The organism is Risungbinella massiliensis (genome assembly GCF_000942395.1).
In the GTDB taxonomy this organism is placed as follows: domain Bacteria; phylum Bacillota; class Bacilli; order Thermoactinomycetales; family Thermoactinomycetaceae; genus Risungbinella; species Risungbinella massiliensis.
Map to the genome: position 1 here is coordinate 441,864 of NZ_LN812103.1, position 26,113 is coordinate 467,976.

Here is a 26,113-nt window from a genome sequence, read left to right on the forward strand (position 1 = left end):
AATAGATTTTGAGCCTGATTATTTGGGATCGTATTATTTTTTCGTCACTTGATGTGAGAGAAACAGGTTTTCTGGAATATCTCTCGAAAAGAATAACAGATTCTTCTATTATGATAGGTAAGTTCCTTAGAAGGAGCGATTGAGTATGGATTTTCGATTACGTACAATGAAACCACAAGATTCACAACTGCTTCATACTTTCTTGGAACATTCTATCTCGTTCCCAGAAGACCAAGAGTGGACAGAAGAAACAAAAAAAGAAGCAATTGATCGGTATCTGAACAACTGGGGACAAATGGGCGATATCGGGTTTATCATTGAACTGAAGGCGAGCAAGGAACCAATTGGAGCTGCATGGTTCCGTGAGTTCTCGTCTAACAGCCCAGGGTTAGCCTATGTTGATGAAAAAACTCCAGAAGTCTCGATCATGGTGCTTCCAGAATACCGTGGAGCAGGTCTAAGTTATGATTTATTACGCAAATTGATTGATCAAGCTAGTATGGAAGGATACCCAGCTCTTTCTCTTAATGTGAACAAACAAGATCCAGAGCTGGAGTTATATCAAAAACTAGACTTTGAGATGGTACGCGAAACAAGCAATACTCAAGTATTAAAACGTGCACTATAAGGGCTTCCCGGCAAGGGAGGCTTTTTTGTTAGGAGGAGATTGTATATATATGATGTTAAAAGAGAGACAGTTAGGGGCTTTGTGGGGTTTTTTGATTGGAGATGCCGTAGGGGTACCTTATGAGTTTACCTCAGCGGATCTGTTACCGCCGATGGACCAGTTAGAGATGACTCCACCAACCGGGTTTGTCCGAAGCTATCCAAATATTCCGAGCGGAACTTGGTCGGATGATGGGGCACATGTTCTATGTCTATTGGATAGTTTAATTGAGCGATCTCATCTAGATCTCGATCATCTAGCGACCACCTTACTCCAGTGGTATCAGCAAGGTAAATGGGCAGTAGATCAAAATGTGTTTGATATTGGAATTCAGACGGCAACTTCCCTCCGAGCTTTTGATCGAGGAGTTGCGGCGGATCAAGCCGGATTTGTTCGTCCAGACGGCAAAGGAAATGGTTCCCTGATGCGAGTTCTTTCTCTTGCACTCTGGCATCAAGGTAGTGATCAGAGTCTAATAGAAGATGCCCATCGCCAATCGCTTCCAACTCATGGTCATATCTTGAATCAAGTCTGCTGTGCCCTTTATGCCCTATGGGTGCGAGCGGTATTAGCAGAAGGTGAGATCGAAGCGTCCTACCACCAAGCAGTAGCAAAGCTTCGGCAGTATTATACCCATAAGTCTGAATATCTGAAGCAGTTGGAATACAATGTACGTCCAGATGAAGAGCCAGTTAGTGATGGGGGAGGTTATGTGGTTACCACCCTACAAAGTGTACGGATTGCTGTTCGCCAACCTGATTTTCGTAGTGTGGTCCAAAAGGCGATCTCCCTAGGTGAGGACACGGACACCAATGCTGCCATCGCTGGGGGTCTGTTCGGAGCGAAAGTAGGAATGAATGGCTTACCTAAGGGGTGGTTGGAGCAGATGAGGGGGAAAGAGCTAGTAGGAGGTTTGGTGAAAAAATGGCTTGGGTGAGGAAATATCACATTGTAATAAAAACTTAGAATGACAGGGAACTCACATTTCGCATGATAATCGGAGCTAAGATCCAGATGATTTTGAGGTGTATTTATACCTCTTAAAAAAGAACAGAGACATTTATTAGATTTGATAGATTGTTGAAGGACTCTTCTGAGATGGAAGTGGGACATGAATAACAGGGAATTTATGCAGATGAAGAGTAATAGAAGGATAACAAGATAAGAAAAAAGTAGATATCATAAATACAACCAAGCTCTGAGCAGAGCTTGGTTGTGTCCCTAGGGTTAGCCTAGAGAATAAAGTGGGATTGGTATTTGGTTTTGCAAGTTGGACAGTTTACGCTACAGATGATGTATGGTCCTTTGCGAGTTTTTTTCAATTTCCGTTTCGGTGTATGTACTCTATCTTTTGGATAAGAGTATTTGTCATGGTGTGTTTGTTTCATCGTTACTGTACATTTGCTGCATCTAGCCTTAACTTCATGATCATGTATTTTGGGTTGGATTGGCTCTTCATTACAGATCGGACAGATTTCTCGATCTTTTAATAATACATCATCACGTAACTCACAAACTGCACAGTTCCATTCATTTGCTTTTTTCCATACGGGTCCCATAAGCGGACACCTCCTAATTTATTTTGAGGTGTCCGCATTTACGCGTGCCACCTCTTTCAAAAGGATCAATGGCCCTGCTGAAAGAGATGGCACGATATAATATTCTAGCATATATCTTGAAAAGATAGTTAATTCATATTGTGTATATTATTTGAAGGTTCCATAACTTTGCGCAAGATGCTTATGTAGGAAAACAGGTGAAAATTTGCTTTCTACCCCTTTTTTGTCTACTATATAAATACAACCAAGCTCTTGCCGGAGCTTGGCTGTTTCCTAGGGTAATCCCTAGAAATGGGACCGGTACTTAGTCTTGCAGACCTGGCAGTTTGCGATACAGACGACAACGTACGGTCCTTTTTCCGTTTTTTGCAACGTCAAGGGGACTGTTTTGGCTCTAGCCTCGAGGTTAGAGTACATATCGTCTCGTTTTTGCTGGATCATGAGCTGGCACTTTTTGCATCGGGCTTTGACGATCATGTAGCCATTTTTCAGGTGTGTTTCTGGTTGGATCGGTTCTGCTTTACACACCGGACAAATGCGCCGATTTTCTAAGGACGTACCATCGCCAATCTCACAAACTGCACAATTCCATGATGTCTTGTTCTCCCAGTGGGGTCCCATATACGGACACCTCCCAATTTATTTTGAGGTGTCCGCATTTACGCGTGGCACCTCTTTCAACAGGTCGGATTGCCCTACTGAAAGAGGTGCCACGATATAATATTATTTTATCATATATTTTGAAAAGAGAGTTAAGTGCGATAAGAAGATTGGATTCATTTAGGTGTGGAACATCCGCCACTTTAATAAATAGTATTGTGTTGATGGAGTGCTTTAGTTTAAAAACGCTTGGATTGTTTCCAAGCGTTTTTTATGTGTTAAATGTGTATATATTTGATGAGAAACAAACCTCTTTTTTTGAGCTACTCCACTTTTACTATCACTTGTTCATAAAGCTTTTCTTCAATATAAGCGTTTAGCACCCACATCCCTTTTTTAGGAAGCATCATGCTAGCAGGAAGGTCACGATGATTTCCTGTCGATTCTGGCAGAGGGTAGGTGGACCAGACTTGTTCCAGAGAGTCTGCTTGGATTAGAGCTTTGCTTACTTGATTGCTCTCTTTGTGTACTGCTACGACGGTGAGAGTACCACTAGGTAAGTGATCCCCGAAAAAGTGCCACATATATTTATTGGGTTTCCCTGCTTTCCAAGGAGTAGAGAGAATGCCTATTTTGTCTGGTGTACCTCTTAGTTCGATCCCCTCATAAGTGAAGATGGGACTCTCTTGCCAGAGGACGTTTTGTATATCAGATAGTTGAAAAAAGGGTGGAGGTGCATCAGGTGTTAGAGAATTGGTCATTTTAGGATTTGTGTTCTTTTCCTCTGAAATGGCGGTCTCTGTGCTACATCCTGTCACTAAAATGAAGAGGGTAGAAACGATGATCAAGGACTTTTTCATATTACAGACGCTCGCTCTAAGGAAGAGAGATGATAAGAACCCTGTCTTTGAAATAGCTCTACTAGTTTTGTTCTTCCTTGGCTACCGTGTTGAATAATAAAATTCAACTTGACCGATTGAGCAGTATTTACTTTGACAAAAGCTTGATGCAGAGATGGCCAAGCTGGTCTACCCATAAAAGCAGGATTTATTGCATGTGTCAGAACATCATATTGCCAACATTGTTGTCTAATCTCAATTGCTTGGTCTTGCCACTTATCTGTAGATTTTGTCATATGAGATACCTCTTTTACTTCTCGAGACTTGGCAAACGTTACCCAACCTAGCTTAGATAGTTTGATTTTGTTCCCGGAGACTTTCACGTCCCTATGAGTTGAAATTATTTTACGACTTTTCGGAGTAATGTCAATGATGATTGGCGGATAGAGAAACTTATGAAGGAAAAAGTACCAAGACAGGTCGGACTTGCGAGAGGGCAGAAATCCTCCCTCGTCTAACGCAGATTCATCTGTTTTTGTAGAGGCGTTAGTTGGCTAAACATATATTAAATATACTGGTTAGGAACAAAAAAACAGACTCTAACAAGTCTGTCCTACGGCCATTCCATTCCTAGTAGTTTGGCAAAAGGGATCACTTTCTCTTGTTCACCATTGCAAATTTGGATTTGCTGCCGCCATTGGTCTACTTTTTCCACAAACCCACAAAATTGCTCAGGAGCGTAGCGGGTGGCGTAAGTAACGAGAAGGGGACGTCCTTCGGCTAATGCTTCTTGGAGTAGATAGCTCATCTCTTCCCATTGGTCTTCGCTCAATTCAGGTGCTTGGTATTCTCGTTTTTTCTGGCGTTGCTCCATTAGCATTTCGCGATGTTCTGGTAAAAACATACGACTACCCTCCCAAAGGAGATTGCCACGGTGTAGTTGGTTGCTCATTTGTAGTGACCTCCGATTTTACGGGCGCGTTCATTGGCTTGGCTAGCAGGTAGAAGAGAACTGGCACGGAGAATCGATGTAGGACCGAAGCGTTCTTTGATCGCATCCATTGTATAGCCAATCCGCATTTCTTTGTCCCGGTCTTGAAATAGATTGAGTTGAATTGTCTGATCGCTCTCTAGTTGTCCCAGCTGAACTCCGAGCGAGCGAACAGGTTGTTCATCCCAGAATTGAAGAAACAGCTCCCATGCATGATGGAAGATCGTCATCGTATCGTTGGTAGCATCACCTAGTGTCATTTGACGGTGAAACCCAGTCGGAATCTCATAGATTGCCCCACGAGACCCCACCGAGATGGTACGCCCCATTAATCGATGTTTGCGTGCACGTCGGCAGACCTCTTCGCATAGTTCGAGGATCACCACTTGGATTTCCTCTTCCGTCCGATAATCCCGAGGAAGTGTCATATTGTGTCCGATAGCTTTGCGCTTTTGAAATGATCGAGTGGTGACTGGTGAATGATCGATCCCGTTTGCGGTCATCCAAAGAACATGGCCATTAATCCCCCAACGACGCTTTAAACGTTCTAGTGGATACTGTGCGAGATTGCCAATGGTACGAATTCCCATCTTTTCAAAGTGACGGCGCATCCGGCTACCCACTCCAAATAGATTACTTATTGGCTTTGGCCATAACTCATTCCGCAAATTCTCATAGTTCAGTTCAAAGATCCCTGACTTATTTTTCTTGGCGAAATGATCGCATGCCATCTTGGCTAAGACCTTGTTGGGACCCATTCCTACTCGTGCATAAAGTCCCAACTCTTGTTGAATAGCGGCTTGAATCTTCTTCGCAATTTCATTTGGTTCTCCAAATAGCTTTTCACTCCCACGTACGTCGATAAACTGTTCATCAATCGAGTAAGGTTCCACTTTATCGCTAAATCGCTCTAATATCTCTGTTAGTTGGATGGAGGTCTTCACATAAATCTCCATCCGTGGACGTACCACTACTACTTCGGGACAAGCTTGTTGTGCTTCCCATAGTGTCTCAGCATTACGAATTCCATAGGACTTTGCAATTGGACAAGCGGCGAGTACCACCCCACCACGTCGCTCGGGATCTCCAGAGACTACCACTGGTCGATTCCGTAGCTCAGGATGTTCGGCTTTCTCGATACTGGCGTAGAATGATTGCATATCAACGAGGAAAACCATCTTCTCTCAACCTTCCTATGCGAACATATGTATGTAATTCCATTATATGCGAATAGATGTTCGGTTTATACTGAGAAAAGATTCCAAGAGAAGAGGATTGCCAAATGGAAAATTACACGACCTTGCTAAAACAGAGCAGAGTTCTTTCTTTTGTTTTTGTTTACAATAAGAGAGATTACTTGAAAAAGAGGTATTCCATGACATCCAAGAAAATACTTCATCATTTCATCATGCCAAATCATCTATTTCCACACCAAGCTCTAGAAGCTATCTACCTAGAAAACGGCCGTATCCAAGCAATGGGTTCGCGTAAAGAAATTTTGCTCCAGTATGGTCGACCTGATGTGGAGAAGATCGATTTAGCCGGAGGCTATCTTACCCCTGGATTGGTAGATAGTCATCTTCATCTTTCTTTATTAGGGCAAAAGTTACTCGCTCTTGACTTATCAGGTGCTTCTTCCAAACAGGAATTGTTAGAGCGGGTTCGAGCTACCGCCCATCAGATCAAACCTGAGTCTTGGATTGTAGGACAAGGCTGGAATGAGGCAGAGTTTCAAGGGGAGATCCCTACATTGGAGGAGTTAGATCAAGTAGCTCCTCATCACCCGATTTTGCTCATTCGCGTCTGCCACCATGTCTATCTAGCCAATACCTTGGCATCCCATAGAGCAGGAGTACGTCCTCATGAGGAAGACCCAGCAGAAGGTAGGTATGGAAGAGACCTAACAGGACGTTGGGATGGGTTAGTTTATGAGAATGCATCATTTCCGTTTCATCATGCGATCCCGGAGCCGAGCAAATTAGAGATAAAAGAGATTTTTCGTCGGGCGATGCGCGAAGCATTGGCAGGGGGCTTGACTGGAGTACATACGGAAGATATGCGTCTAGTGAAAGATGCGGAGTTGTTAAATGAGATCATGCAGGAACTACACGAAGAAGGAGTACGACTACGTACTCATCATTTAATTTACTATCCTTATCTAGAACAGGTAGAAGATCGAACTTGGCGTAGGTTAGTAGATAGCCCTTTTTTCCGCGTCGGAGCAATTAAGCTTTTTTCCGATGGGTCATTAGGTGGGAGAACCGCATGGCTAACAGAGCCGTATCTAGATGACCCTAACACAACGGGGCTCTCGATCCACAATGATGAAGAGATACAGCAGATTGCTAGAAATGCCAACGAGATTGGTTTACCGATTGCGGTACATGCGATTGGAGATCAAGCGACACAGCAAGTGGTAGAGACGATGCGCCAAATTCCTGCACCTCCAGAGACTACTCTTCGACATCGGCTAATTCATGCTTGTATTTTATCGCCAGAACTTGTCGACCAGATTGCTTCATTACCAATTATCGTGGACCTCCAACCTCTGTTTGCTCAAAGCGATCGTACTTGGCTACCAGAGCGGCTTGGAAGAAAGCGACTTGCACAATCTTTCCTGTGGAAAACACTTTTGCAAAAGGGAATTCCCTGTGCTGCTGGTACTGATGCTCCTATAGAACAAGTAGCCCCTATCTATACCATTCAGGCGGCGCTGCGTAGATTAGACTGGGATGGAAAAACAAGCTCTCCAGAATCGCTGACATGGGCGGAAATTTTGGCAATGTATACAACAGGTAGTGCATATGCAGTAGGAGAAGAAAAGGAACGAGGCAAAATCGCAGTAGACTATTATGCTGATTTCACTGTTTGGGATCGCCCAATAGACTCGGAAACAGGAGAATATGCGAACGTTACACATACGATCTGCAATGGAGAGATAGCATACCAGGCAGAATAGTGGAGTTAAATGGTTTAAATCGATTTAGATGGAAAATAAAAAAGAACCCTCCTTCATATAATAGAAGGAAAGGGCTCTTTTTTATTTTTATTTGCACTATTTTGGTTGATTGGCTCGATAGGCGTGAAAGAGGAAATAAGCTAAACCACCCCAAAGCAATGTTGCGCCCAATATTAACATAATCCATGCGCTGATACTCATCTATCCCACCTCTTTCTAGTTATCTTGATCTGGGCTTAACCCTTTCCAACTACCTCTTTGTAATACAAATCCGGCAACTAACAATAAAACCATGAATGCATAACCAAAGGTGATCAAAGCGCTAACAGGGTAACCTCCATATGGTTTTGCCACTTCTTCAATAGTGTATTGGATTAGAATATAGCCAAGTACTACTGGAACAATAAAGCGAAGTACCACAACCCACCAAGAACCAATTCGGATATCAGACACGCTATTGATATGATCTTGTAATGGTCGTAATTGTTTCGCAAACCAGCCCACTAGGATGACGGAGATGAAAGCACTGAATAAGATACCGAAAATATTGATAAAGTGATCCACGATATCGAGTACCATCAAACCACTGTTGGTTGTATAGAGTACCGTTACTAAGAAACCAAGTCCACAAATCCAGTTGATTGCTGCTTTATGGCTAATTCCAAATTTTTGTTGGAATGCTGCAATACCAGGTTGTAGTAAGGATATAGCAGACGTAAATCCTGCGAAAACTAAACACCCAAAGAACATGATACCAAAGAATGCGTTAAATCCTGGAAAAGCATTAATAATATTAGGGAAGACCACAAATGCCAAACCGATCCCTTGAGATACTACTTCATCTACGGAAACACCCTGCTGCGCAGCTAAAAAGCCAAGAGCACCAAACACGGCAATAGCTGATAAGAACTCGAATCCGCTGTTGGCAAAAGCAGCAATCAATCCACTGTTGGACAAATCGCTATTTTTTTTCAAATAGGAAGCATAAGTGATCATAATACTCATACCAAGACTTAAAGAAAAGAAGACTTGGCCATATGCTGCTGCCCAAACACTAGGATCTAGCATTTTACTGAAGTCCGGAGTTAGTAACACGTCCAGCCCTTCTGTAGCACCTGGTAGCGTAACAGCACGAACTGTGATTAAAACCATCATAAGCACGAGAATTGGAAGTAAGATGCGGCTAGCAACTTCGATTCCCTTTTGGATCCCACGACGCATGATAAAGTAAGCCAGTACCCAAATGATTACTACGGGAAGTAGTACATTCCATTGAATTCCACCAAAGCTCCAAACGTCGTCACTGATATGGAGGAATTGGTTCATAAAAAAGTCTTCTGTATCATTGCCCCATTGCGTTCCAATGGAGAAATAAGCATAACTAGCAGCCCAGCCGATAATGACCATATAATAAGTGACGATGACAAAAGAAACGAGTACTTGCCACCAGCCTAACCATTCAAATTTATTAGACAATTTTGCCAACGATTGAGGCGTAGAACCTCTCCCTTTATGACCGATTGCATATTCCAAGAGCAAGATTGGAATTCCGGCGGTGAATAGTGCAATCAAATATGGGACTAGAAATGCTCCCCCACCATTTTCATAAGCGACATACGGATAGCGCCAAATGTTTCCTAAACCAACCGCTGAACCAACAGCAGCTAGGATAAATCCCCATCGTGAGCCCCATTGTTCTTTTTGCTCCATAAGATTGTTCCTCCTTCTTTTTCTCTAATAAGTCTAAATAATAAAACTATTTAGACTGACTAAGAGTATTTATATTTAATGAATTATACATATTTTGATCAAATTTTGCACGAAAAAAAGTATAATTTTTTAACATAGTAATTTATTCCAAAAATATCGAATGAAGCATTATGGCATTTTTCTATTCTTTCACTCTCGAAATAAATGTGATTAAATAATGAAAGTATTTATTTTTGTATTTAACAACCACGTTTTGCCAAGGAAGAAGGATCAGTATGGAAGATTTGAGTGTTCAGATGATCGTATTTTTAGTAATGGCAGGATTTTTGGCTTCTTTTGTAGATTCCGTTGTAGGAGGAGGTGGAATGATCTCATTACCTGCTTTACTCATGACCGGAATGCCACCATCTCTTGCACTTGGAACAAATAAACTTGCAAGTAGTATGGGATCTTTCACCAGTACTATCTCCTTTTTACGATCAAAGAAGATGGATACCAAGTTGGTATGGAAGTTGTTTCCACTTACTTTTATTGGTTCGGCTTGTGGTGCCTTTGTGGTACGGTATCTTCCTTCTGACATGTTACGTCCGCTCATCATTGTGCTCTTGATTTTAGTGACGATCTATACCATTTTCAAAAAAGATTGGGGTTCAGAGAATAAATATCAAGATCTTACTTGGAAAACAGGTATCTTTATCGTAGCTGCTTCCTTTGGTCTTGGTTTTTATGATGGCTTCTTTGGACCTGGGACAGGCTCTTTTCTCATGTTTAGTTTTTTGATGATCGGCTACTCCTTCTTGACAGCGGCGGCCAATGCGCGCCTCTTGAACTTTGCTAGTAATTTAGCTGCTGTTATTATGTTTGCTTATCTTGATTCAATCCAATATACGTACGGAATTATTATGGGAATATCGATGATTGTGGGAGCACTGGTAGGTACCAAGGTTGCCATCCAAAGCGGTACCAAATATGTTAAATGGCTATTTGTGAGTGTTTCCGTCTTGTTAATCAGTAAGCAGTGTTGGGATCTTTTACATGGGTAATATAGAAGCTTAAAAAATTTAAAAATACAATCTTGTTCTTCCTTTTTGGAATACCACTACTTTTGAGAATCTCGATCAAAGACCCATAGATCAAGATTCTTTTTTTGTTATTTGACTCTTGAAATGGGTTCTAAAATACATTTACCAAATAAGCGCATGATCGCCTACCTAAACGCATAGAAATGTGCGGAGGTGGTTCGTATGCCAGTCATCCGTGCAACGAGTGAGGAAGTGAAGTTATTAGCTCGGCTTATGCGTGCAGAGGCAGAAGGAGAAGGAGATCAAGCGATGCTTCTGGTTGGAAACACCAGTGTAAACCGGGTACTAGAAGATTGCTTAGATTTTAAAAACATCGGAACGGTTACTAGAATGGTTTTCCAGAGTCCTGGTGGATATGAATCCGTTCAATTACCGTATTTTTATCAAGCGGCTCGAGGACGGGAGATCCGATTAGCTAGAAAAGTTATTAATGGTTGGCGCGCTGATCCAGCTAAATATTCTCTCTGGTTCTATCGTCCAACTGGAAACTGTCCACCTACTTGGTATGGACAGAGGAACAGTGGACGTTACAAAAGCCATTGTTTCTTCATTCCCACTCCAAGAGACTGCCCAAAAGTCTATCGATATTAAGATGGATTTTACCTGAATAGTTGGGAGGAGAAAGAAATGTATTGGTATTATCCGGCGCAACCGCAAGCCCAAATAAGAGAGACTCAGCAACAGCGACCTGAGAGGATGTTTTCGGAAGATTTGCTTCAACGAAACTTAGGACGCGACATCACGGTTTATCAAACATATGAGAATAACAATAAGTGGAATGCCATTGTTACCAGAGGAAGGTTAAAAGAGGTAGGACGCGATTTTATCTTAATTACAGACAAAGAAAATGGTAAAGATCGTTTGCTATTTAATATTCACGTCGATTATGTGGTCTTTGACTAAGAGACACTAAGTAAGCCAAATAAATAATCTAGAGAGAACGAGTCGAGAAATCGGCTCCTTTTTTGCGAGAGAGCATTGGCTTATCTAGTGCTTTTTTCCCAGTATAACTAGTTCAGCTCTGGGAATAAGAGTTATTCTTCCAGAATAAAGCAGACCGAGAGCTATACGATTCGGAACGTATAATAGAAAATCTACAAAAAAAAGTCGCGATCACAGTAATAGATCGCGACTTTCTCTGATTTACTTTTGAATTTCGGTATCTAATGTTTTTTTCATCTTACTAAATTGTTCTTCTACGGCATCAGAAGAACCTCCTGTTACAAGGCTGACGATGATCACGGTCACTAGACTTAGGAAAAATCCAGGAATCATTTCATAGAGGAAATCTGAAGCACCAGGAATTTGAACCCATATAAGTACTGTTAAGGCACCAACGACCATTCCAGCTAAGGCACCCCAGTGATTCATTTTTTTCCAATATAAACTTACCAAGATCGCCGGACCAAAGGCAGAACCAAATCCAGCCCAAGCGTATCCTACTAGATTCAAGATCGTATCTTTGGGAGTAATAGAAAGTGATAACGAAATAATAGCTACAACTAACACCGACAACCGGCCGATCGTTACCAGTTCTTTATCGCTAGCGTTTCGACGGAAAAACGTCTTATAAAAATCTTCTGTTACAGCACTGGAAACAACAAGTAGCTGTGAAGAGATGGTACTCATAATGGCAGCGAGAATTGCGGAAAGCAAAAATCCGGTAATATATGGGTGGAACAGAAGATTAGAAAACTGAATAAAAATGGTTTCCGGATCCGCAATTTTCATATGGTGGATGCTATAGTATGCGGCACCAACAAGACCTGTTAACATCGCCCCGATTAAGGCGATTACCATCCAGCCAATCCCAATCCTTCGCGCTGCTTTTAGCTCTTTGACAGAGGTAATCGCCATAAATCGAACGATAATATGAGGTTGTCCAAAATAACCAAGTCCCCATGCCAACAGGGAGAGGATACTAAGTGCAGATGTACCTTGAAATAAATCCAGTAACCCTGGATCAATCTTTTGAATCTCCTCGATCGCAATAGTGGTACTTCCGATCTCGGTAAGTGCGACGAACGGGATCAAGATTAAAGCAACAAACATAATGATACCTTGAACAAAATCGGTCCAACTTACAGCAAGAAATCCTCCAAACAAGGTATAAGCGATTACCACACCTGCTGTAATAAAAAGTCCAACCTGATAATCTAAACCAAAAGCACTCTCAAAAAAAGTACCCCCTGAAACCATACCTGCTGATACATAAAGGGTGAAAAAGATAAAAATGACTGTTGCGGAAACAAATCGTAGAAGTTTGGAGTGATCTAGAAAGCGATTTTCTAAGAAGTCAGGAATGGTAATGGAGTTACCTGCTACTTCTGTAAAGGTACGAAAACGAGGAGCAAGAAGAAGATAGTTTGCATAAGCACCGATAATAAGACCAATCACAATCCAACTATTAGATAGTCCCGATGCCATCATTGCCCCTGGTATTCCCATCATCATCCAACCACTCATATCAGAAGCTCCAGCGGATAGAGCAGTAACCGCAGGCCCTAACCCTCGCCCGCCTAGCATGTAGTCAGAAAGATTGGATGTTTTTTTATATGCCCAATAGCCAATTGCTAACATCCCAATCATATAAATAGTCAACGAAATAATGACTTGTATTTGCATTGGATCATCTCCTTTGCTCTGTTGGTGCTATATACTATCAGATATCCAGCGATTTTCAATGAATTTACTAAATGTTATATTCGTTGAAATTTTGTAAATACTTAATGTTTTTTATGATGAAAGGTACAACTTTACATTAAGGAACTTAGATCTTTCCGCACAAAAAGCCTTCGTTTTTCAAAGGCTTTTTTAAAAAAGTTATTTAATTTTTTCTTTAAACTCATCAATAGGAATAGCAAAACCTATGCTCTGAGATGGTGTGATAGCTAGTGTATTAACTGCGATCACTTGCCCTAGCATGTTCAAAAGCGGTCCACCACTATTACCAGGATTGATTGCAGCATCTGTTTGAATGACATTGTCATATGAACGATTACCAACTTTCAAAGACCGGTGTTTGCCACTAACAATTCCAAAGGTGACTGTTTGATCCAAACCGAACGGATTACCTACTGCGATTACGTATTCCCCGATTTGGGTATCTTTACAGGAACCAATCGGTGGAGGACGTAATCTCTGTTTGGTTTTGACTTGAATCATAGCTAGGTCCCGTTTTTCATCCTTCCAAATGGGGGTTGCTGGCAAATATGATTTCATGCCGTACACCTTTACTCGTATGTTGTTGGAGCGCTGAATAACATGCTCATTGGTAAGGATGATCCCCGATGGATGAAGGATAAAACCTGATCCAAACTGCTGTGTGGTTCGCACATGTTCGGTAGGAGGGGGTTGGAAAAATTCTAAAAAAGGGTCGTAAGAACCGACAGTCTCTATTTTTTCCTCCGTCACAATAGAGACAACCCCATGACGAGCTTTGCGAATAACCGGAACGATAAAATTAGCGGGATGCTCAGCTGCAGATGGGTGTAGCTTGGAACTAGCTCCTTTTTTGGTGTTCAAAATCGATCCCCCTTTTTTAAGGCACCATTGCGCTATTGTATGTATGGACATGAATGTTGGATTGGACTTTAAGTAATATTACCTGCAGGAAGTGTTTATGGATCATTCATAGCTATATGTAAACTAGTTATAATAAGTTGGTTGACATAAAGGGGGGAGCTGACGTAATTTAGAGGAGTAGCAATTATTTTTTATACTGAAAAAGGTGGATTTACATGAGTTATTCTTTTAATCGTTTACGCAATATGTCATTGGCAGCTTTATTTGCAGCACTACTAGCTATTGGAGGAATGATTTCCATCCCAATTCAACCCCCTATTACGTTACAGACATTAGTAGTGATGCTAGCTGGTTCGCTTCTTGGTCCGATTTGGGGAATGGTGAGTATGTTCCTTTTTATTGCCCTTGTGGCAGCTGGTTTGCCATTACTCGCAGGGGGATCTGGTGGGATTGCGCCTCTATTTGGGCCAACTGCCGGATATATTTGGAGCTGGCCTCTTGCAGTATTAATCATTGGCTTCCTGATCCAAAAATGGGGAGGAATAGAGCGAAAGTGGGTTTTCTTCGCTGCTAATTTCATAGGTGGGTTTCTCTTCGTTCATGCGCTTGGACTTCCTTGGTTTGTCCAATTTACAAATCTTCCATGGGAAAAGAGTTTTTTACTGGTGTTACTTCCTTATGTACCAGGAGACATAGGAAAAGTAATACTAAGTAGTTTATTGGCGATCACATTAACTAAAGCGTTGCCGAGTAAAACACTCCCTATTAATCAAAGAATAAAGCCAACTGCATAGGGTTGGGAAAAAGGTGCTATCACAGCGAATTCCATTGTGGAATGAGCGAGTGAGGGTGCCTTTTTCTTTGTTTCGAAACTGTCGTGTTGGAGATAGGCAAATATCAAGAGACTGCTAACTTCCATAGCAGTCTCTTGATATAATGGATTCGTTTTCTGATCGAGTTGGAGCTAATAAGATAACGTTTCTTCGTATTTGGTTCCTCTTGTTGGGATTTATAAATTTCTAGATTGATTTGTGTTCTTTTTGATTTGAATCTCCTAGCTATTCGTGCTAGCCTTTTTTTTATTTTGGAACAAATTGCATAAATTGTTGACTTAGCTAAACAACGAATGGGAATTTTGATATAGAAATATTTTACAATAGGGCGAAAGATCTTTCTGATGATGACGCATATTTTTAAAATAAAATTTTTACATGGAGAAGCTACTCTTTGTAGTTGGAGGTTTACATGGGCATCTTCCCCTGGGAGTAACTCAAAAGGAGGACTACTTGCCAGTTCATAGCAATTTCGAATCATAAGCTACGCCTCTACTTGAACAGTAGCTTTGACACGATAAGTTCCTGCTGGTAGATCACCAAATAGATATAAACCACCTGAGTTGCTTTTAGTAATATCCACAATGGTCTCGACACCATTGGAAATCGAATAGAGAGCAACAGTCGCATTGGGGATTGGCTGATTTGTTGCGTTGTCCGTAATAAATCCACTGATGGTCCCTGTATTTACATCTGGATCACTGATAAGGTCGATATCAAGTCCAGCAAATTCTCTGGAAGCTACATTTAACGGAGCACTTTGATTGGATAAGTATCCAGCTTTACTCGCCGTAATGAAATATTCTCCATCGAGCAAATTGGCAAATAAATATTGACCTGTAGCATTTGTTGTCACAATTCCTGCTAAGGAAGGAGTACCCCCTACCACTTGATAAAGTTCAATCGTGGCATCTAGAAGAGGAGTATTGGTAGAGGTATCTCGAACAATCCCAAAAACAGCATTTTTCGTTCCATCAGGATCTATCTGCATAGTAATGGCGACATTCGTCGGTCTATTTCGCGTAACAGAAATGGGAATTCGAGTAGGAGTTAACAATCCGGGTTCTGATGCGGTGATAAAATAGGAGCCAACAGGGACTTGCGGGAAAGAAAAGTTCCCAGCAGGGTTACTGTTTGTATGGTCAAAGGGGACATCATTTGAGTTAAACAACTTTACTGTAGCTGCATTTACAGGTGTACCATCAGGGCGACGTACACTACCAGTGACAATTCCGTTTTCCAACAATACGTTTTGCTGTAAGCGTAAACTGGCAGTTTCTCCTTCACGACCTTCCAGTGTAATGGGAGGACTAGGTTCGAGGATGTATCTGTCTGAAATTGCCATATTACCAAACCTCCATCAGAAGACATAATCGTATAAGATGAGATATTATATGAACCATCAGTATGCTAGTGTGGACACCTGACTTTTTGGTAATAAAAATGGGATACAACGTTAGATTATTATAAATAAAATTGGAATTATCGATATTTTTAGTGACAGCAAACTCTAAAGTAAAGATACCTCCCTACTGGCTATAGGGAGGTGTCTCTTATTCTAATTGTGTAAAACCCGTTATTTTACAAAAAAAACGCAAGAAGCGAGGATGGAAGGGTAAAACTAACTTAGCTGGGGACTGAGAGTGAAAACCGGACTGCGTAATCACGATCAATTCATTAGCCGTTAGTTGATAGAGTCGTTGACGATGACTACCGTGTATATTGGAAGGGTGGATTCCAAGTAGATCATCCAATAATAAATAATACGACATATGAGGTTTTTGAAATAAGAATTCTTTTGTTGTTAATGTTACACGGTATTGACTTTTTCGTTGAGAAATGAGTAATTCTCCGGCTAAGCGTTTATAAGGTATCAAATCTTGAGATGTCATGGATGTCTCCTTTTCCTGCGCCTCTTTTCTAAAGGTTTTTCCACCTTTTCTTTTTATCGAAACACTCTGATACAATTAGGAAGAGAGGAGTGACACAGATGGGTAACAAATGGTGGAAAAGCTCTCTATATTTAATAGTTGTCGTATTAGCTGGTTGCACGTGGACTAATCCAGCAGCCAATGAAAGCGCTAACGTGGATACAAGTCCCTCTGATCCCAATAGTCTGGGGGGACGGCAAGAACAAAAGGCAGATCCAAAATCGATGCTACAAAAATTACAGCAGGGGGAATTAGATACTGTTCCATTTCGTATAGGAACTCCACTATCTCAAGTGAAAAAGAGATGGGGAGAGCCTACTCAAGAAGAGGAGAATGTAGTGGAATTCTCTGAAAAAAAGACGATATTCACTATTGAATCCAAAGCAAATGCGCAGATTACCTCGATTGAATCAACCGATGACCGATACCAAAAGATCACCAAAAGCGATATTTTTAACTATTGGGGAGAACCTATTGAACAAGAGCTGGTCGGAGATAAATTTTTAATTACTTATCGGTGGAATTCATTTCAAATCGATTTGGAAATGAGTGGACCAGCGGAGGACTCTTATCTTGTGTCCGTTCGACTCTATTAGTTTTTAAAACGGTAGAACCCTTCTAGCTTAGAAGGGTTTTTAAGTTTATCGTTCAGTAGGGTCTCCAATTTCTTCTTCTCTGTGTTGTCCATCATCAGCATCTACTTGTGGATTCTGTTTTCTAGGTTCCAATAATACAAAGGTGTTTCCATAGAGATCGTGAAAAACAGCTTGAATTCCCCAAGGTGCTTCATTGGGTTCCATGGAGATCTTGACACCTTTTAGACGGAGACGATCTACCTCTTCTTGGCAATTATCTGTTTCAAGAACCCATCCAGATAGATTACCTGCTTTATGTAATCTAGGATCATTCTCTTCTTTTGTAATTAAGTATAAGATAATCTCGATATCTTGATTAGGTGGTGACATCGTTACCCACCGTAGTTCAGGACCCATGGGACTATTACTCCGTACTTGGAATCCTAACTTTTCTTGATACCAGTCGATTGCCTCGTCATAATTTGGAACAGGAATACATAGATGGGAGAGTTTTTGAATCATAAAAGTACCTCCTACAAAATGGATAAGATTTTTTATAGATTGTTGCATTAATCCAAGTTAAACGTAGGCGCGCCGCCGGTTTTCCCGCTTATGATCTGCTCCGGCTTCCTATCGCTCATAGTCGCATCTCAAAAGGGGAAAACCTCTGGCTTTGGGCTAATTATGCAACATGCTCTCTTTATACAAAAATCAATTAAATGAAGAGAATAGCTTGATCTAGGAAGTTCTTGGTCAAACGCAACGAAAGTGAGTCTGATCAAGATAGTCGGTACAAACTTAGATTATGGAACGAACAGGCTTTTTCTTATATAACTGTATTGTTTGCAATACTATATAACTATATCCCAATGACTAGAGAGGATTATGGAAGTGGCAACCAACAAACGACAAAGGTTAGATAAAATATTAGCTCATTTAGGTTTAGGGACCCGAAAAGAAGTGAAGAAAATCTTAAAGGATGGCAAGGTACGGATTAATGAAGTGATCCAAAAAGATCCCAAACTTCAGATTGATCCATACCATGACCGGATTCAAGTGGAAGGGGAGACTTATCACTATCGAGAATTCGTTTATTTCATGATGCATAAACCACCAGGTGTCATCTCTGCTACAGAAGATGTTCGGGGGCATACTGTTGTAGACTTACTTGAAAAAGAGGATGCGAGGTTCGAGCCTTTTCCTGTAGGTAGATTGGATAAAGACACGGAAGGTCTTTTACTATTAACCAATGACGGGAAACTAGCCCATGAGTTACTTGCTCCTAAAAAACATGTGTCTAAAACATATTTCGCACGAATAGAAGGGGAAGTAACCGATGAGGATTGTTTCCAGTTTGCAAAAGGAGTCATATTGGATGATGGCTATGAGACCTTACCTGCAAAACTAAATATAAAGAAACAAGGAGCCATTTCGGAGGTAGAGATCACCATTGTGGAAGGAAAGTTCCATCAGATCAAAAGAATGTTTACGGCTGTCGGTAAAAAAGTAGTTTATTTAAAACGGCTTACGATGGGGCCATTACACCTTGATCCGAAGCTTCAAAAGGGTTCGTACCGCGAATTAACGAAGGAAGAATTGGAACTACTAAAAAGGAAGCATTAGAATTTATGGAGGAAAAGAGAGAACGGCAGAAAAAGAGAATATTTTCACAAAAAAGCATCTCCATCCGTGTATTTGTAGCGGAGATGGGAGAAATTAGAACAGCAATAGGAGAGATGAGTATGTCTTCGAATCCATCTAACGAGACCATTATTTCGCTATTAGAACAAGCAAAAACGATTGCAGTGGTTGGACTATCTGATAAGCCTGATCGTACCAGTTATCAGATTGCAGAAGCAATGCAACAAGCTGGATACCGTATCATACCAGTAAATCCGAATCTGCGGGGACCTGTATTAGGAGAGACATCTTACGCAACTCTTCAAGAAATACCAGATACGATCGATATCGTTAACATTTTTCGCAGATCAGACTCTGTGCCACCGGTGATCGATGAAGTGGTTCAGATGAGTTCAAAGCCAAAGGCAGTTTGGATGCAACTAGGAATCGCTCACGATGAGGCTGCGAAGAGAGCTCTTGATCATGGAATTGAATTTGTGATTATGGATCGATGTATTAAAGTAGATCATGCTGTTTTGTTAAAGGGAAAAAAGCGTAACAGTTAAAAGATGAAATACTATCATTATTCTCCTTATTGCGACTCTTTATTTCAACAACGTGACAAAATATGACTCGTACGTTACAATTAATCTAGTTGAAATGCATCGGAGTCAATAAGGATAGGGAGGATGACGGTGGCATGCTAGGTTCTGTCATGAATACATCGATGATCTACGCTCAAGGCAGGGCTTTTCCGAAAGGTAGTTACCGAAAAAATCGGAATAGAATTGAGCGCCTCATCGCCGAAGATCCAAAAATTGATTATTATTATGAACTAGCAATATTAGAAGCGATCAAACAAAATTGGGATCGTGCTCAAAGTGCTATCGAGCAACTTTTAGAAATGGAGCCTTGTTTAGTCGAAGGGATTCTATTTTTAGCTCAGGTGTTAGAGAGCAAAGGAGATCTAGATAAAGCAGAGTCACTTTATTTGCGAACTCTCGAGAAACAAACTGCGAGTAGTCTTGTCTTCCGTGAATATGGTCGCTTTCTTCTTGAACGTGAGTCGTTTGCTCTAGCACGTACTCACCTTCTAAAAGCACTAGAATTAAACCCTACAGATGCGTATGCCCATTCCTTACTAGCAGAACTTTCTTTTCATTTAGGACATTTAGGACAGGCTATGTTGCATCTCCATCTAGGGTCTAATCAACCAGAATTGCATCCATTTTACTACCCACGATCTGCTAGATTGTGGATGACGATGGGCTATTATGAAGAAGCAGTATTTCATTGGAAACGAGCTTTGCAGTTGGAGCCTAAAAATCAGTTGTATCGCAACCAACTTCGTAAAGCGGTGAAAGCAAAACAAAAAAGTTTGAACCAGCGAATTAGAGAAGCATTTACCAAAAATTAAATTGGAAACTTCTACTAAAAAAGTTAGACGAAATATCGACAAAATTCGGGATGCGTGTTAGAATATTCACTGTAAGTAAGATTGACCTTCTTGCTTACGCTACCACGCTTCTTTTTTTAACTCCTTAATCTTGACCCTCTTTCATTTGACCAGGAAGGGCCTGGTCTTTTTCTTTTGGAAGGAGATAGCCAATGCCTCATCCATTATATCTACAATTTTTTCGAAATTACCATCAAGAAGAGTATTGGGAAGCTCATGAAGTGCTAGAAGAATTATGGCAAACTCAACGGGATAATGATTTTTATCATGGATTGATTCAGATAGCTGCCATTATGCATCAACTTCGTCGAGGTAAAGTAAGAGGTGCGCGTAAACTGGCTACTACTGCTAGAGGTTACCTCCGCCCATATGCTCCTTATCGTGAGGGAGTTGACTTGGCTCAAGTGCTTTCTTGGTTAGAAAACTGCCTACAAAAACTGCCTGACCAAATAGAAAAAATACCCTTAGAAGACTTAGAAAAACTAGCCATTCCTGTCTGTCCTCTTCCTCATGTGGAGTAAAGGCCAGACAAGAATGGCTTTTTTATTTAGCGAAAATAAAACTATTGGAAAAATAGAATGAATATACATAAAAAGCAGAATCACCGACTAAATAATAGTAAGAAAAAGAGGATATATCTGTTAAATGAAAATGGAAAGGAGAATGTGATAATGAAAGGAAAACGTTGGTCAGAAGAAGAGGATTATTATTTACGAGATGAAGTTCTCCGTTCGATTAGTGAGGGAGCCTCTCAGTTGGACGCATTTGAAAAGGTAGGAAAAGAATTAGGGAGAACATCTGGTGCATGTGGGTTTCGCTGGAATGCGGTATTGCGTCAACAAAATCCAGTTGCTTATACGGAAGCGAAGCGAAAGAGGGTCTATACTCAATTGCAGAAAAAAAGACGTCCACAAGTTACTACTTTTGCCTCGTTGTATCAATCACTACAACAAGCTGAAAAAGATTGGAATAAATTAAAGGCAGAATACCAAAAGCTGCAAAAACAGATTGAAATGCGAGAAGTACAGCTTCAACAATTGAAAAAAGAAAATCTTACGTTACAGAGCAGTCGTGTCCATGCTCCAGCATTTCAACAGGAGATGATGGATCGCTACCAAGAGTTATTGGAATTGGTACAGCGTCTAAAGGAAAATCCCTCCTTTTCCCTAACTAAGTTTGCGCACAATCATGATTCTACCAAGGCGGACAACGAGACCGATCTTAAACCTTCTACATAAGATAAAGAAATATGGAGTCTAAGTTGCTCCACTTGGTGGGAGAGTGGATAACATCGAAGACTTAAAGAGACGTATTCTCGATTTGGAAAAACAGTTAATGGATGTACGAAAAGAACAAGGTAAAATAAGAAAAGATATGGATTTGTTTGAGTGGATGTTACTGGAAGAGTACCGTATTTTACTTAAATTACTCGGAGAAGATCCACCACAAAGTCGAATACATTCAGAGATATAGAAAATGGTTTGAACATATATGTAACGCTCAGATAGTGTGCTACTTCTTTTTTTAAGGAAGTAGCTTTTTTTATGGAACCTTTTGTTGTTTTTGTGTATAGCCTATAAAAAGCACAAATGCCCTCCCTAAAGGAGAGCACCTGTGTATGTTATGAGGCTACCACATGAGGTTTTCCTTTTAACCTTTAGTGTAGTAGCCATTATCGCAATAACAGAAGTAGTAAAATCGTAGTAAAATCAGTGTAGGAGATTTATTCGCAATCTAGCATCCATATCCCCAGTTGTTGCATAAGAGGCAGAAGATAGTTGCAATGATAAGCAAGAAGCAGAGTAGTTTGTTATGACCAAAACCGTATCCGCTCATACTTTTCACCTCCTTACATAATAAGTTCCATTAGCAACCTTTGTTATATCCTCCATAACCGCCCCAGTTGTTGTTGCACAAGAGACAGAAGATAGTTGCAATGATAAGCAAGAAGCAAAGCAGTTTGTTATGACCAAAGCCACCGTATCCACCCATATTTTTCACCTCCCTTACAAAATATAAGTTCCATTAGCAACCTTTTCCGTAACCACCATATCCTGAGTTGTTACACAAGAGACAGAAAATAGTTGCGATGATAAGCAAGAAGCAAAGTAGTTTGTTACCACCAAAACCACCGTATCCACCCATACTTTTCACCTCCGAAAAAGCAATTCAAATCACTAGGTTTCAAAACTCAATTAACAACCACATCCGCCACCGTATCCACCGTAGCTGTTATTACAGAACAAACAGAAGATAGTTGCGATTATAAGCAGGAAGCAGAGAAGTTTGTTATGACCGAATCCATATCCACCGCTCATCGTTTTCACCTCCTTTAAAGGAGTAAGAGAATGGAGACTCGTTAGTCTTTATCGTTTTCGTAGCATTAGACTGGATTGTCTTCTGCTGGTTTTACTGTATGCCGAAGTTTTCTGGTAGGTACAGGCATCTGACTATACTTTCTAATTTCGTTATTCGTCTATAGCCATCCAACTAACCAAAAAATCGTCGGGATCACAAGCAAGAAAACGAGGAGTTTATGGGAGCTAACATCGTAGCTCATTGCAAACACTCCTTCCGATTGTTCTCTTCTACCATATGAAGGACGGCTAATAGGGGAAGCGACAAATACCTATGAGAGGCTAAATGGGCTAAAAATAGCTGAACTTCCTCACCAAAAAAGAGGAGTTACATAGTATGAGAACAAAAGGGGGAGTGTAATGTGTCTCAACAAAACGGTGATTTAAAATCATTAACCAATATGATCAATTCTTTCTTGGGAACTAGGGTGCTGAGCGAACAGCAGCTCAATGTCATCATGCAAGGGGCCAAAACAGCATTTGATCGCGGTGGGATGCCAGCAGTGATTGAATACTTAATGAAAGTGACGCAAGCTGATGTAGACAAAAATGAACTTACTCGATTTGCAGAAAACGTTCGGAAAAATCCACAGATCGGAAAAGATATTTTAGATGGAAAACGAAGTCTGAAAGGGTCAAAGAAAAAGAAGTGATTTGTAAAACAAAAAGGTACTGATTCCGAGACTAGAACTCGAAATCAGTACCTTTTTTGGACAGATCGATTGATGAATTATTTTCGTTTTTAATTAAAAACCTTGCAATGAGTTCCAAACTTCAAGCTTAGTCTGAACTTTGGAGATGACTTCATTGGTGAATTCAGATGTATGTGCAGTACCTCCGATATCAGCTGTTTTGGTACCCTCTCGAACTGTTTCGATGGTCGCTTCGTAAATTGCACGAGATGCAGTAACTGCTTTTGGATCGTCGATATAGGTCAAAACAGAAGCTGCTGCTAGGATCATCGCCATTGGATTAGCAATATCTTTTCCATACAGAGAAGGAGCAGTACCATGAGGTGCTTCAGCCATCACTACTTTTGGCTGGAATTCTTCATCAAAGCCCATCAAGATGGATTCCGAACCAGCGATCGTTCCAAAGAGTTGCAATACCATATCGCTGAGGCAGTCGCCATCTCGATTGAGGGCAGGGATGACAAGCGCTTCTCCCGAATTGTTAAGAAGCAGAGCATAAGTCGCATCAATCAATTGTGGCTCATAACGGACATCTGGATAACGTTTACTTGCTTCATCCATCTCTTCTTTTAACATACCTTCGTAGACAGGGCTTACCGTAAACTTAGGTCCACCAAACACTTTCGCTTTCATTTTACGAGCATGACGGAAGGTGTATTCTGCTACCGCACGACAAGTTTTTCGGTCTATTGTTTCCGTACGGTAAGCGATTTCATCAATGCCCGAACCTTCACGCCATTCTTTTGCTCCATACGCATCTCCTACCGCCATCCGAATGACAGAAATGGGTGCAAAAGTACCTGCTACTGGACGTACACCAGGAATCCGGCGACCTGTGCGCACAATCACTTTCCCATCGATTGCTTTACGCAAGATAGCGTTTGGACTACCTACATCGCCTTTATTTTCTGGTGTGATCGTCGCAGCTTTTATACCATAACCAGTACGCTTCATCGCTTCAGCTGCTTCATGAACGACTTGGTTGTTTGTTGCTCGACGATTTTCTAGACTCAGATCGAAGTTTAAAAACTGTAGATCTAGCCCGATGACATTTGGTTCTAATACACGCAATGCTTCTTCTAACAATTCTTGTCCTGTCTGATCGCCTTGCATGACGACGACACTAATTGGTTCAGTCATAGAAGCCACCTCTATCTTCATTGTTTGCTGGATCGTTGGTTGCATCGGTCCTCTCGGATGCCCCCATTAGACGCTATGGACGAGAGTGAGATGAACTCGCTACACCATTTGTTGCAGAGAGTTTGATTTCCGGATGCAACAACTTCTATTATACTGAAAAAAGGGAGAGTTGGAGAGATTTTGGCGAAAAGCTATCTATACATAATAGAACCGATTCGGAAATCGGGGATTATTTGTGATTTTTGGCTCTCTTTGGAAGATAAAAGTTTTTTCTGAAAAAAAGATGGGTAACAGATAGTAAGGAGAGGATGGAGAATTGGTATATGAAATTGCAGCAGCCGTAGCAGCTGGCGCATTCCTAGTGCTCGTAATCGCAATTATTTTGACACTCCGGTCAGTTAACAAGACTTTGACTTCTACTAAAACACTCCTAGATGATCTTTCGACAGATGTGCAAGATCTAGTGAAGAAGTCATCTGAACTAGTAGAGGAGACAAAATCTACTATTCAAGTTTCGCAAGAGATTTTGCGGGATACTCAAACAGTAGTGAAAGATACAGCAGGAGATATTCAGAGTAAGATTCACCGAATGGACAACCTTTTCCATGCCGTAGGGGAGGTAGGAGATCGTTTGCGTCGTGTCTCGGACCACGTTGCCAAAGAAGCGGAAGCAAACAGTTCTCGTATTGGAAAAGTAGTCTCACTGGTAAGTGTAGGGATGGATATTGCCAAACGTTTTCAGAAAAAATAGGGAGGAATATGCAAATGAGCCAAAATAGTGGTGGAAAAGACTTTTTATTAGGTGTATTTTTAGGTGCTGCAATAGGAGCTGTGACTGCACTTCTCACTGCACCAAAATCAGGAAGAGAGCTTCGCCAAGATTTGCAAGAAGGTTATGAGGTGGCAAAAGAACGTAGTTCCCTAGTAGCACAAAACGTACGAGAGACTGCGACGGGAGTTGCTGGTCGTGTGAATGATGTGAAAGACAAAGTACAGGCAAAATGGATTGAGATTCGCAGCAGAGAAGAGGAAGATGTTCGAATTGAGCCAATGGAAGTCGTCTATAAGAGTGATTTTTCCAATCAAACGGGTGTAGAAAGTAAATCACAGGAGAAATAGTTTCTCCCGTATATTTCAAAACATGTGGTAATATCCTGACAAAGGAGTCCTCTAGTGAGGGGGCTTCTTTGTACGTTAGGAGGCGGAAAAATGCAATCTATATCTACTAGAGAACAACTAGCAAAAGTATATGAGCATTCTCAGCAAGAAAAAGTAGTTCTATTGAAACATAGTACTACTTGTCCAATTAGCACAGCTGCACTTGACGAAGTGAAGAAGTTTGCGAAAACCAATCCAACTTGTCCCGTTTATGTGGTTTATGTGATCGAGTCTAGACCGATCTCTTTACAGATTGCAGAAGACTTAGCTGTTCGCCATGAATCTCCTCAAGTAATTGTGCTAGAGAACAAAAAAGCATCTTGGAGTGCTTCACATTGGAAAATTACGGAGAAATCACTAGCAGAACAACTAGTATAAACCTCGCAAGAGTTTCCCTCTTCGTTTACAATAAATAGAGT

The 26,113-nt window shown here is 41.0% G+C and carries 32 protein-coding genes; 18 read left to right on the forward strand and 14 right to left on the reverse strand.

The window, feature by feature from the left end:
* Nucleotides 1-145: 145 nt before the first annotated feature.
* Together VJ09_RS13315 and VJ09_RS13320 are read left to right on the forward strand one after the other, a co-directional pair.
* Complete coding sequence (locus tag VJ09_RS13315) at nucleotides 146-628, forward strand: GNAT family N-acetyltransferase (RefSeq protein ID WP_052807398.1); 483 nt, start codon at nucleotides 146-148, stop codon at nucleotides 626-628.
* 49 nt (nucleotides 629-677) lie between these two features.
* A complete protein-coding gene (locus VJ09_RS13320; RefSeq protein WP_044642164.1) occupies nucleotides 678-1,604 on the forward strand; it encodes an ADP-ribosylglycohydrolase family protein in 927 nt (308 codons plus the stop codon).
* Between the two features lie 295 nt (nucleotides 1,605-1,899).
* On the opposite strand, the gene VJ09_RS13325 is transcribed toward VJ09_RS13320, so the two are convergent.
* The 5 genes from VJ09_RS13325 to VJ09_RS13350 form a co-directional block, all read right to left on the reverse strand.
* Nucleotides 1,900-2,226: a hypothetical protein gene (locus tag VJ09_RS13325; protein ID WP_044642165.1), complete on the reverse strand. Its 327-nt coding sequence runs from the start codon at nucleotides 2,224-2,226 to the stop codon at nucleotides 1,900-1,902.
* 923 nt (nucleotides 2,227-3,149) lie between these two features.
* A complete protein-coding gene (locus VJ09_RS13335; protein WP_044642167.1) occupies nucleotides 3,150-3,686 on the reverse strand; it encodes a DUF4871 domain-containing protein in 537 nt (178 codons plus the stop codon).
* A complete protein-coding gene (locus tag VJ09_RS13340; RefSeq protein WP_044642168.1) occupies nucleotides 3,683-3,961 on the reverse strand; it encodes a hypothetical protein in 279 nt (92 codons plus the stop codon). The genes VJ09_RS13335 and VJ09_RS13340 overlap by 4 nt, the downstream gene beginning before the upstream one ends.
* A gap of 317 nt (nucleotides 3,962-4,278) precedes the next feature.
* Nucleotides 4,279-4,617 carry a YolD-like family protein gene (locus tag VJ09_RS13345; RefSeq protein WP_044642169.1) on the reverse strand — a complete coding sequence of 113 codons (339 nt, stop codon included), beginning with the start codon at nucleotides 4,615-4,617 and terminating at the stop codon, nucleotides 4,279-4,281.
* Nucleotides 4,614-5,834, reverse strand: a complete 1,221-nt coding sequence (locus tag VJ09_RS13350) for a DNA polymerase IV (RefSeq protein WP_044642170.1) — start codon at nucleotides 5,832-5,834, stop codon at nucleotides 4,614-4,616. Before VJ09_RS13350 ends, VJ09_RS13345 begins: the two co-directional genes overlap by 4 nt.
* Nucleotides 5,835-6,031: 197 nt before the next feature.
* Here VJ09_RS13350 and VJ09_RS13355 point away from each other — a divergent pair, with 197 nt between their 5' ends.
* A complete protein-coding gene (locus tag VJ09_RS13355) occupies nucleotides 6,032-7,615 on the forward strand; it encodes an amidohydrolase (RefSeq protein ID WP_052807399.1) in 1,584 nt (527 codons plus the stop codon).
* Between the two features lie 96 nt (nucleotides 7,616-7,711).
* Here VJ09_RS13355 and VJ09_RS18530 read toward each other — a convergent pair whose 3' ends face one another.
* Both VJ09_RS18530 and VJ09_RS13360 read right to left on the reverse strand, forming a co-directional pair.
* Complete coding sequence (locus tag VJ09_RS18530; protein ID WP_147635508.1) at nucleotides 7,712-7,816, reverse strand: MetS family NSS transporter small subunit; 105 nt, start codon at nucleotides 7,814-7,816, stop codon at nucleotides 7,712-7,714.
* Nucleotides 7,817-7,831: 15 nt separating this feature from the next.
* Nucleotides 7,832-9,325, reverse strand: coding sequence for a sodium-dependent transporter (locus tag VJ09_RS13360; RefSeq protein ID WP_044642171.1), 1,494 nt, complete (start codon nucleotides 9,323-9,325; stop codon nucleotides 7,832-7,834).
* Nucleotides 9,326-9,600: 275 nt separating this feature from the next.
* Here VJ09_RS13360 and VJ09_RS13365 point away from each other — a divergent pair, with 275 nt between their 5' ends.
* From VJ09_RS13365 to VJ09_RS13375, 3 genes are all read left to right on the forward strand, one after another.
* Nucleotides 9,601-10,368, forward strand: a complete 768-nt coding sequence (locus VJ09_RS13365) for a sulfite exporter TauE/SafE family protein (protein ID WP_044642172.1) — start codon at nucleotides 9,601-9,603, stop codon at nucleotides 10,366-10,368.
* A gap of 201 nt (nucleotides 10,369-10,569) precedes the next feature.
* Entirely contained in the window at nucleotides 10,570-10,998 is a 429-nt protein-coding gene (locus VJ09_RS13370) for a cell wall hydrolase (RefSeq protein ID WP_044642173.1), read from the forward strand.
* A 36-nt stretch (nucleotides 10,999-11,034) separates the two neighbouring features.
* Entirely contained in the window at nucleotides 11,035-11,310 is a 276-nt protein-coding gene (locus VJ09_RS13375) for a spore coat protein GerQ (RefSeq protein WP_052807400.1), read from the forward strand.
* 240 nt (nucleotides 11,311-11,550) lie between these two features.
* Here the strand turns inward: VJ09_RS13375 and putP are convergent, their stop codons facing one another.
* Both putP and VJ09_RS13385 read right to left on the reverse strand, forming a co-directional pair.
* Complete coding sequence (gene putP, locus VJ09_RS13380) at nucleotides 11,551-13,032, reverse strand: sodium/proline symporter PutP (RefSeq protein WP_044642174.1); 1,482 nt, start codon at nucleotides 13,030-13,032, stop codon at nucleotides 11,551-11,553.
* A gap of 198 nt (nucleotides 13,033-13,230) precedes the next feature.
* On the reverse strand, nucleotides 13,231-13,932 hold the full coding sequence (locus VJ09_RS13385; protein ID WP_187118714.1) for a S1C family serine protease: 702 nt from the start codon (nucleotides 13,930-13,932) through the stop codon (nucleotides 13,231-13,233).
* Between the two features lie 215 nt (nucleotides 13,933-14,147).
* Between VJ09_RS13385 and VJ09_RS13390 the strand changes: the two genes are divergently transcribed.
* Entirely contained in the window at nucleotides 14,148-14,726 is a 579-nt protein-coding gene (locus VJ09_RS13390; RefSeq protein WP_044642175.1) for a biotin transporter BioY, read from the forward strand.
* Between the two features lie 523 nt (nucleotides 14,727-15,249).
* Here the strand turns inward: VJ09_RS13390 and VJ09_RS13400 are convergent.
* Both VJ09_RS13400 and VJ09_RS13405 read right to left on the reverse strand, forming a co-directional pair.
* Nucleotides 15,250-16,110 (reverse strand): MSCRAMM family protein, encoded by an 861-nt coding sequence (locus VJ09_RS13400; RefSeq protein ID WP_044642177.1) that lies wholly within the window; start codon nucleotides 16,108-16,110, stop codon nucleotides 15,250-15,252.
* A 208-nt stretch (nucleotides 16,111-16,318) separates the two neighbouring features.
* On the reverse strand, nucleotides 16,319-16,657 hold the full coding sequence (locus VJ09_RS13405) for a hypothetical protein (protein WP_044642178.1): 339 nt from the start codon (nucleotides 16,655-16,657) through the stop codon (nucleotides 16,319-16,321).
* A gap of 98 nt (nucleotides 16,658-16,755) precedes the next feature.
* On the opposite strand from VJ09_RS13405, the gene VJ09_RS13410 reads away from it, so the two are divergent.
* Nucleotides 16,756-17,292: a DUF4309 domain-containing protein gene (locus tag VJ09_RS13410; protein ID WP_044642179.1), complete on the forward strand. Its 537-nt coding sequence runs from the start codon at nucleotides 16,756-16,758 to the stop codon at nucleotides 17,290-17,292.
* A 45-nt stretch (nucleotides 17,293-17,337) separates the two neighbouring features.
* On the opposite strand, the gene VJ09_RS13415 is transcribed toward VJ09_RS13410, so the two are convergent.
* Nucleotides 17,338-17,793, reverse strand: a complete 456-nt coding sequence (locus tag VJ09_RS13415; protein ID WP_052807401.1) for a VOC family protein — start codon at nucleotides 17,791-17,793, stop codon at nucleotides 17,338-17,340.
* 369 nt (nucleotides 17,794-18,162) lie between these two features.
* Here VJ09_RS13415 and VJ09_RS13420 point away from each other — a divergent pair, with 369 nt between their 5' ends.
* The 6 genes from VJ09_RS13420 to VJ09_RS13445 all read left to right on the forward strand — a co-directional run bounded on the left by VJ09_RS13420 (nucleotide 18,163) and on the right by VJ09_RS13445 (nucleotide 21,820).
* A complete protein-coding gene (locus VJ09_RS13420; RefSeq protein ID WP_325063595.1) occupies nucleotides 18,163-18,894 on the forward strand; it encodes a pseudouridine synthase in 732 nt (243 codons plus the stop codon).
* 119 nt (nucleotides 18,895-19,013) lie between these two features.
* Nucleotides 19,014-19,457 carry a CoA-binding protein gene (locus VJ09_RS13425; RefSeq protein ID WP_044642901.1) on the forward strand — a complete coding sequence of 148 codons (444 nt, stop codon included), beginning with the start codon at nucleotides 19,014-19,016 and terminating at the stop codon, nucleotides 19,455-19,457.
* Nucleotides 19,458-19,591: 134 nt separating this feature from the next.
* Nucleotides 19,592-20,308, forward strand: coding sequence for a tetratricopeptide repeat protein (locus tag VJ09_RS13430; protein ID WP_044642181.1), 717 nt, complete (start codon nucleotides 19,592-19,594; stop codon nucleotides 20,306-20,308).
* Nucleotides 20,309-20,499: 191 nt separating this feature from the next.
* On the forward strand, nucleotides 20,500-20,868 hold the full coding sequence (locus tag VJ09_RS13435; RefSeq protein WP_044642182.1) for a DUF309 domain-containing protein: 369 nt from the start codon (nucleotides 20,500-20,502) through the stop codon (nucleotides 20,866-20,868).
* 150 nt (nucleotides 20,869-21,018) lie between these two features.
* The gene (locus tag VJ09_RS19055; protein ID WP_052807402.1) at nucleotides 21,019-21,585 is read left to right on the forward strand and encodes a hypothetical protein; all 567 of its coding nucleotides are present in this window, start codon (nucleotides 21,019-21,021) and stop codon (nucleotides 21,583-21,585) included.
* Between the two features lie 43 nt (nucleotides 21,586-21,628).
* Nucleotides 21,629-21,820, forward strand: coding sequence for a hypothetical protein (locus VJ09_RS13445; RefSeq protein ID WP_044642183.1), 192 nt, complete (start codon nucleotides 21,629-21,631; stop codon nucleotides 21,818-21,820).
* Nucleotides 21,821-22,542: 722 nt separating this feature from the next.
* Here the strand turns inward: VJ09_RS13445 and VJ09_RS18985 are convergent.
* A complete protein-coding gene (locus tag VJ09_RS18985) occupies nucleotides 22,543-22,665 on the reverse strand; it encodes a hypothetical protein (RefSeq protein ID WP_267904311.1) in 123 nt (40 codons plus the stop codon).
* Nucleotides 22,666-23,066: 401 nt separating this feature from the next.
* On the opposite strand from VJ09_RS18985, the gene VJ09_RS13450 reads away from it, so the two are divergent.
* Nucleotides 23,067-23,357, forward strand: a complete 291-nt coding sequence (locus VJ09_RS13450; RefSeq protein ID WP_044642184.1) for a hypothetical protein — start codon at nucleotides 23,067-23,069, stop codon at nucleotides 23,355-23,357.
* Nucleotides 23,358-23,450: 93 nt separating this feature from the next.
* On the opposite strand, the gene VJ09_RS13455 is transcribed toward VJ09_RS13450, so the two are convergent.
* A complete protein-coding gene (locus VJ09_RS13455; RefSeq protein WP_407689992.1) occupies nucleotides 23,451-24,581 on the reverse strand; it encodes an isocitrate/isopropylmalate family dehydrogenase in 1,131 nt (376 codons plus the stop codon).
* 271 nt (nucleotides 24,582-24,852) lie between these two features.
* On the opposite strand from VJ09_RS13455, the gene VJ09_RS13460 reads away from it, so the two are divergent.
* The 3 genes from VJ09_RS13460 to ytxJ all read left to right on the forward strand — a co-directional run bounded on the left by VJ09_RS13460 (nucleotide 24,853) and on the right by ytxJ (nucleotide 26,072).
* Nucleotides 24,853-25,287 carry a DUF948 domain-containing protein gene (locus tag VJ09_RS13460; protein WP_044642185.1) on the forward strand — a complete coding sequence of 145 codons (435 nt, stop codon included), beginning with the start codon at nucleotides 24,853-24,855 and terminating at the stop codon, nucleotides 25,285-25,287.
* A gap of 14 nt (nucleotides 25,288-25,301) precedes the next feature.
* Nucleotides 25,302-25,655 (forward strand): YtxH domain-containing protein, encoded by a 354-nt coding sequence (locus VJ09_RS13465; RefSeq protein ID WP_052807403.1) that lies wholly within the window; start codon nucleotides 25,302-25,304, stop codon nucleotides 25,653-25,655.
* A gap of 90 nt (nucleotides 25,656-25,745) precedes the next feature.
* The gene (ytxJ, locus tag VJ09_RS13470) at nucleotides 25,746-26,072 is read left to right on the forward strand and encodes a bacillithiol system redox-active protein YtxJ (protein WP_044642186.1); all 327 of its coding nucleotides are present in this window, start codon (nucleotides 25,746-25,748) and stop codon (nucleotides 26,070-26,072) included.
* Nucleotides 26,073-26,113 lie beyond the last annotated feature (41 nt).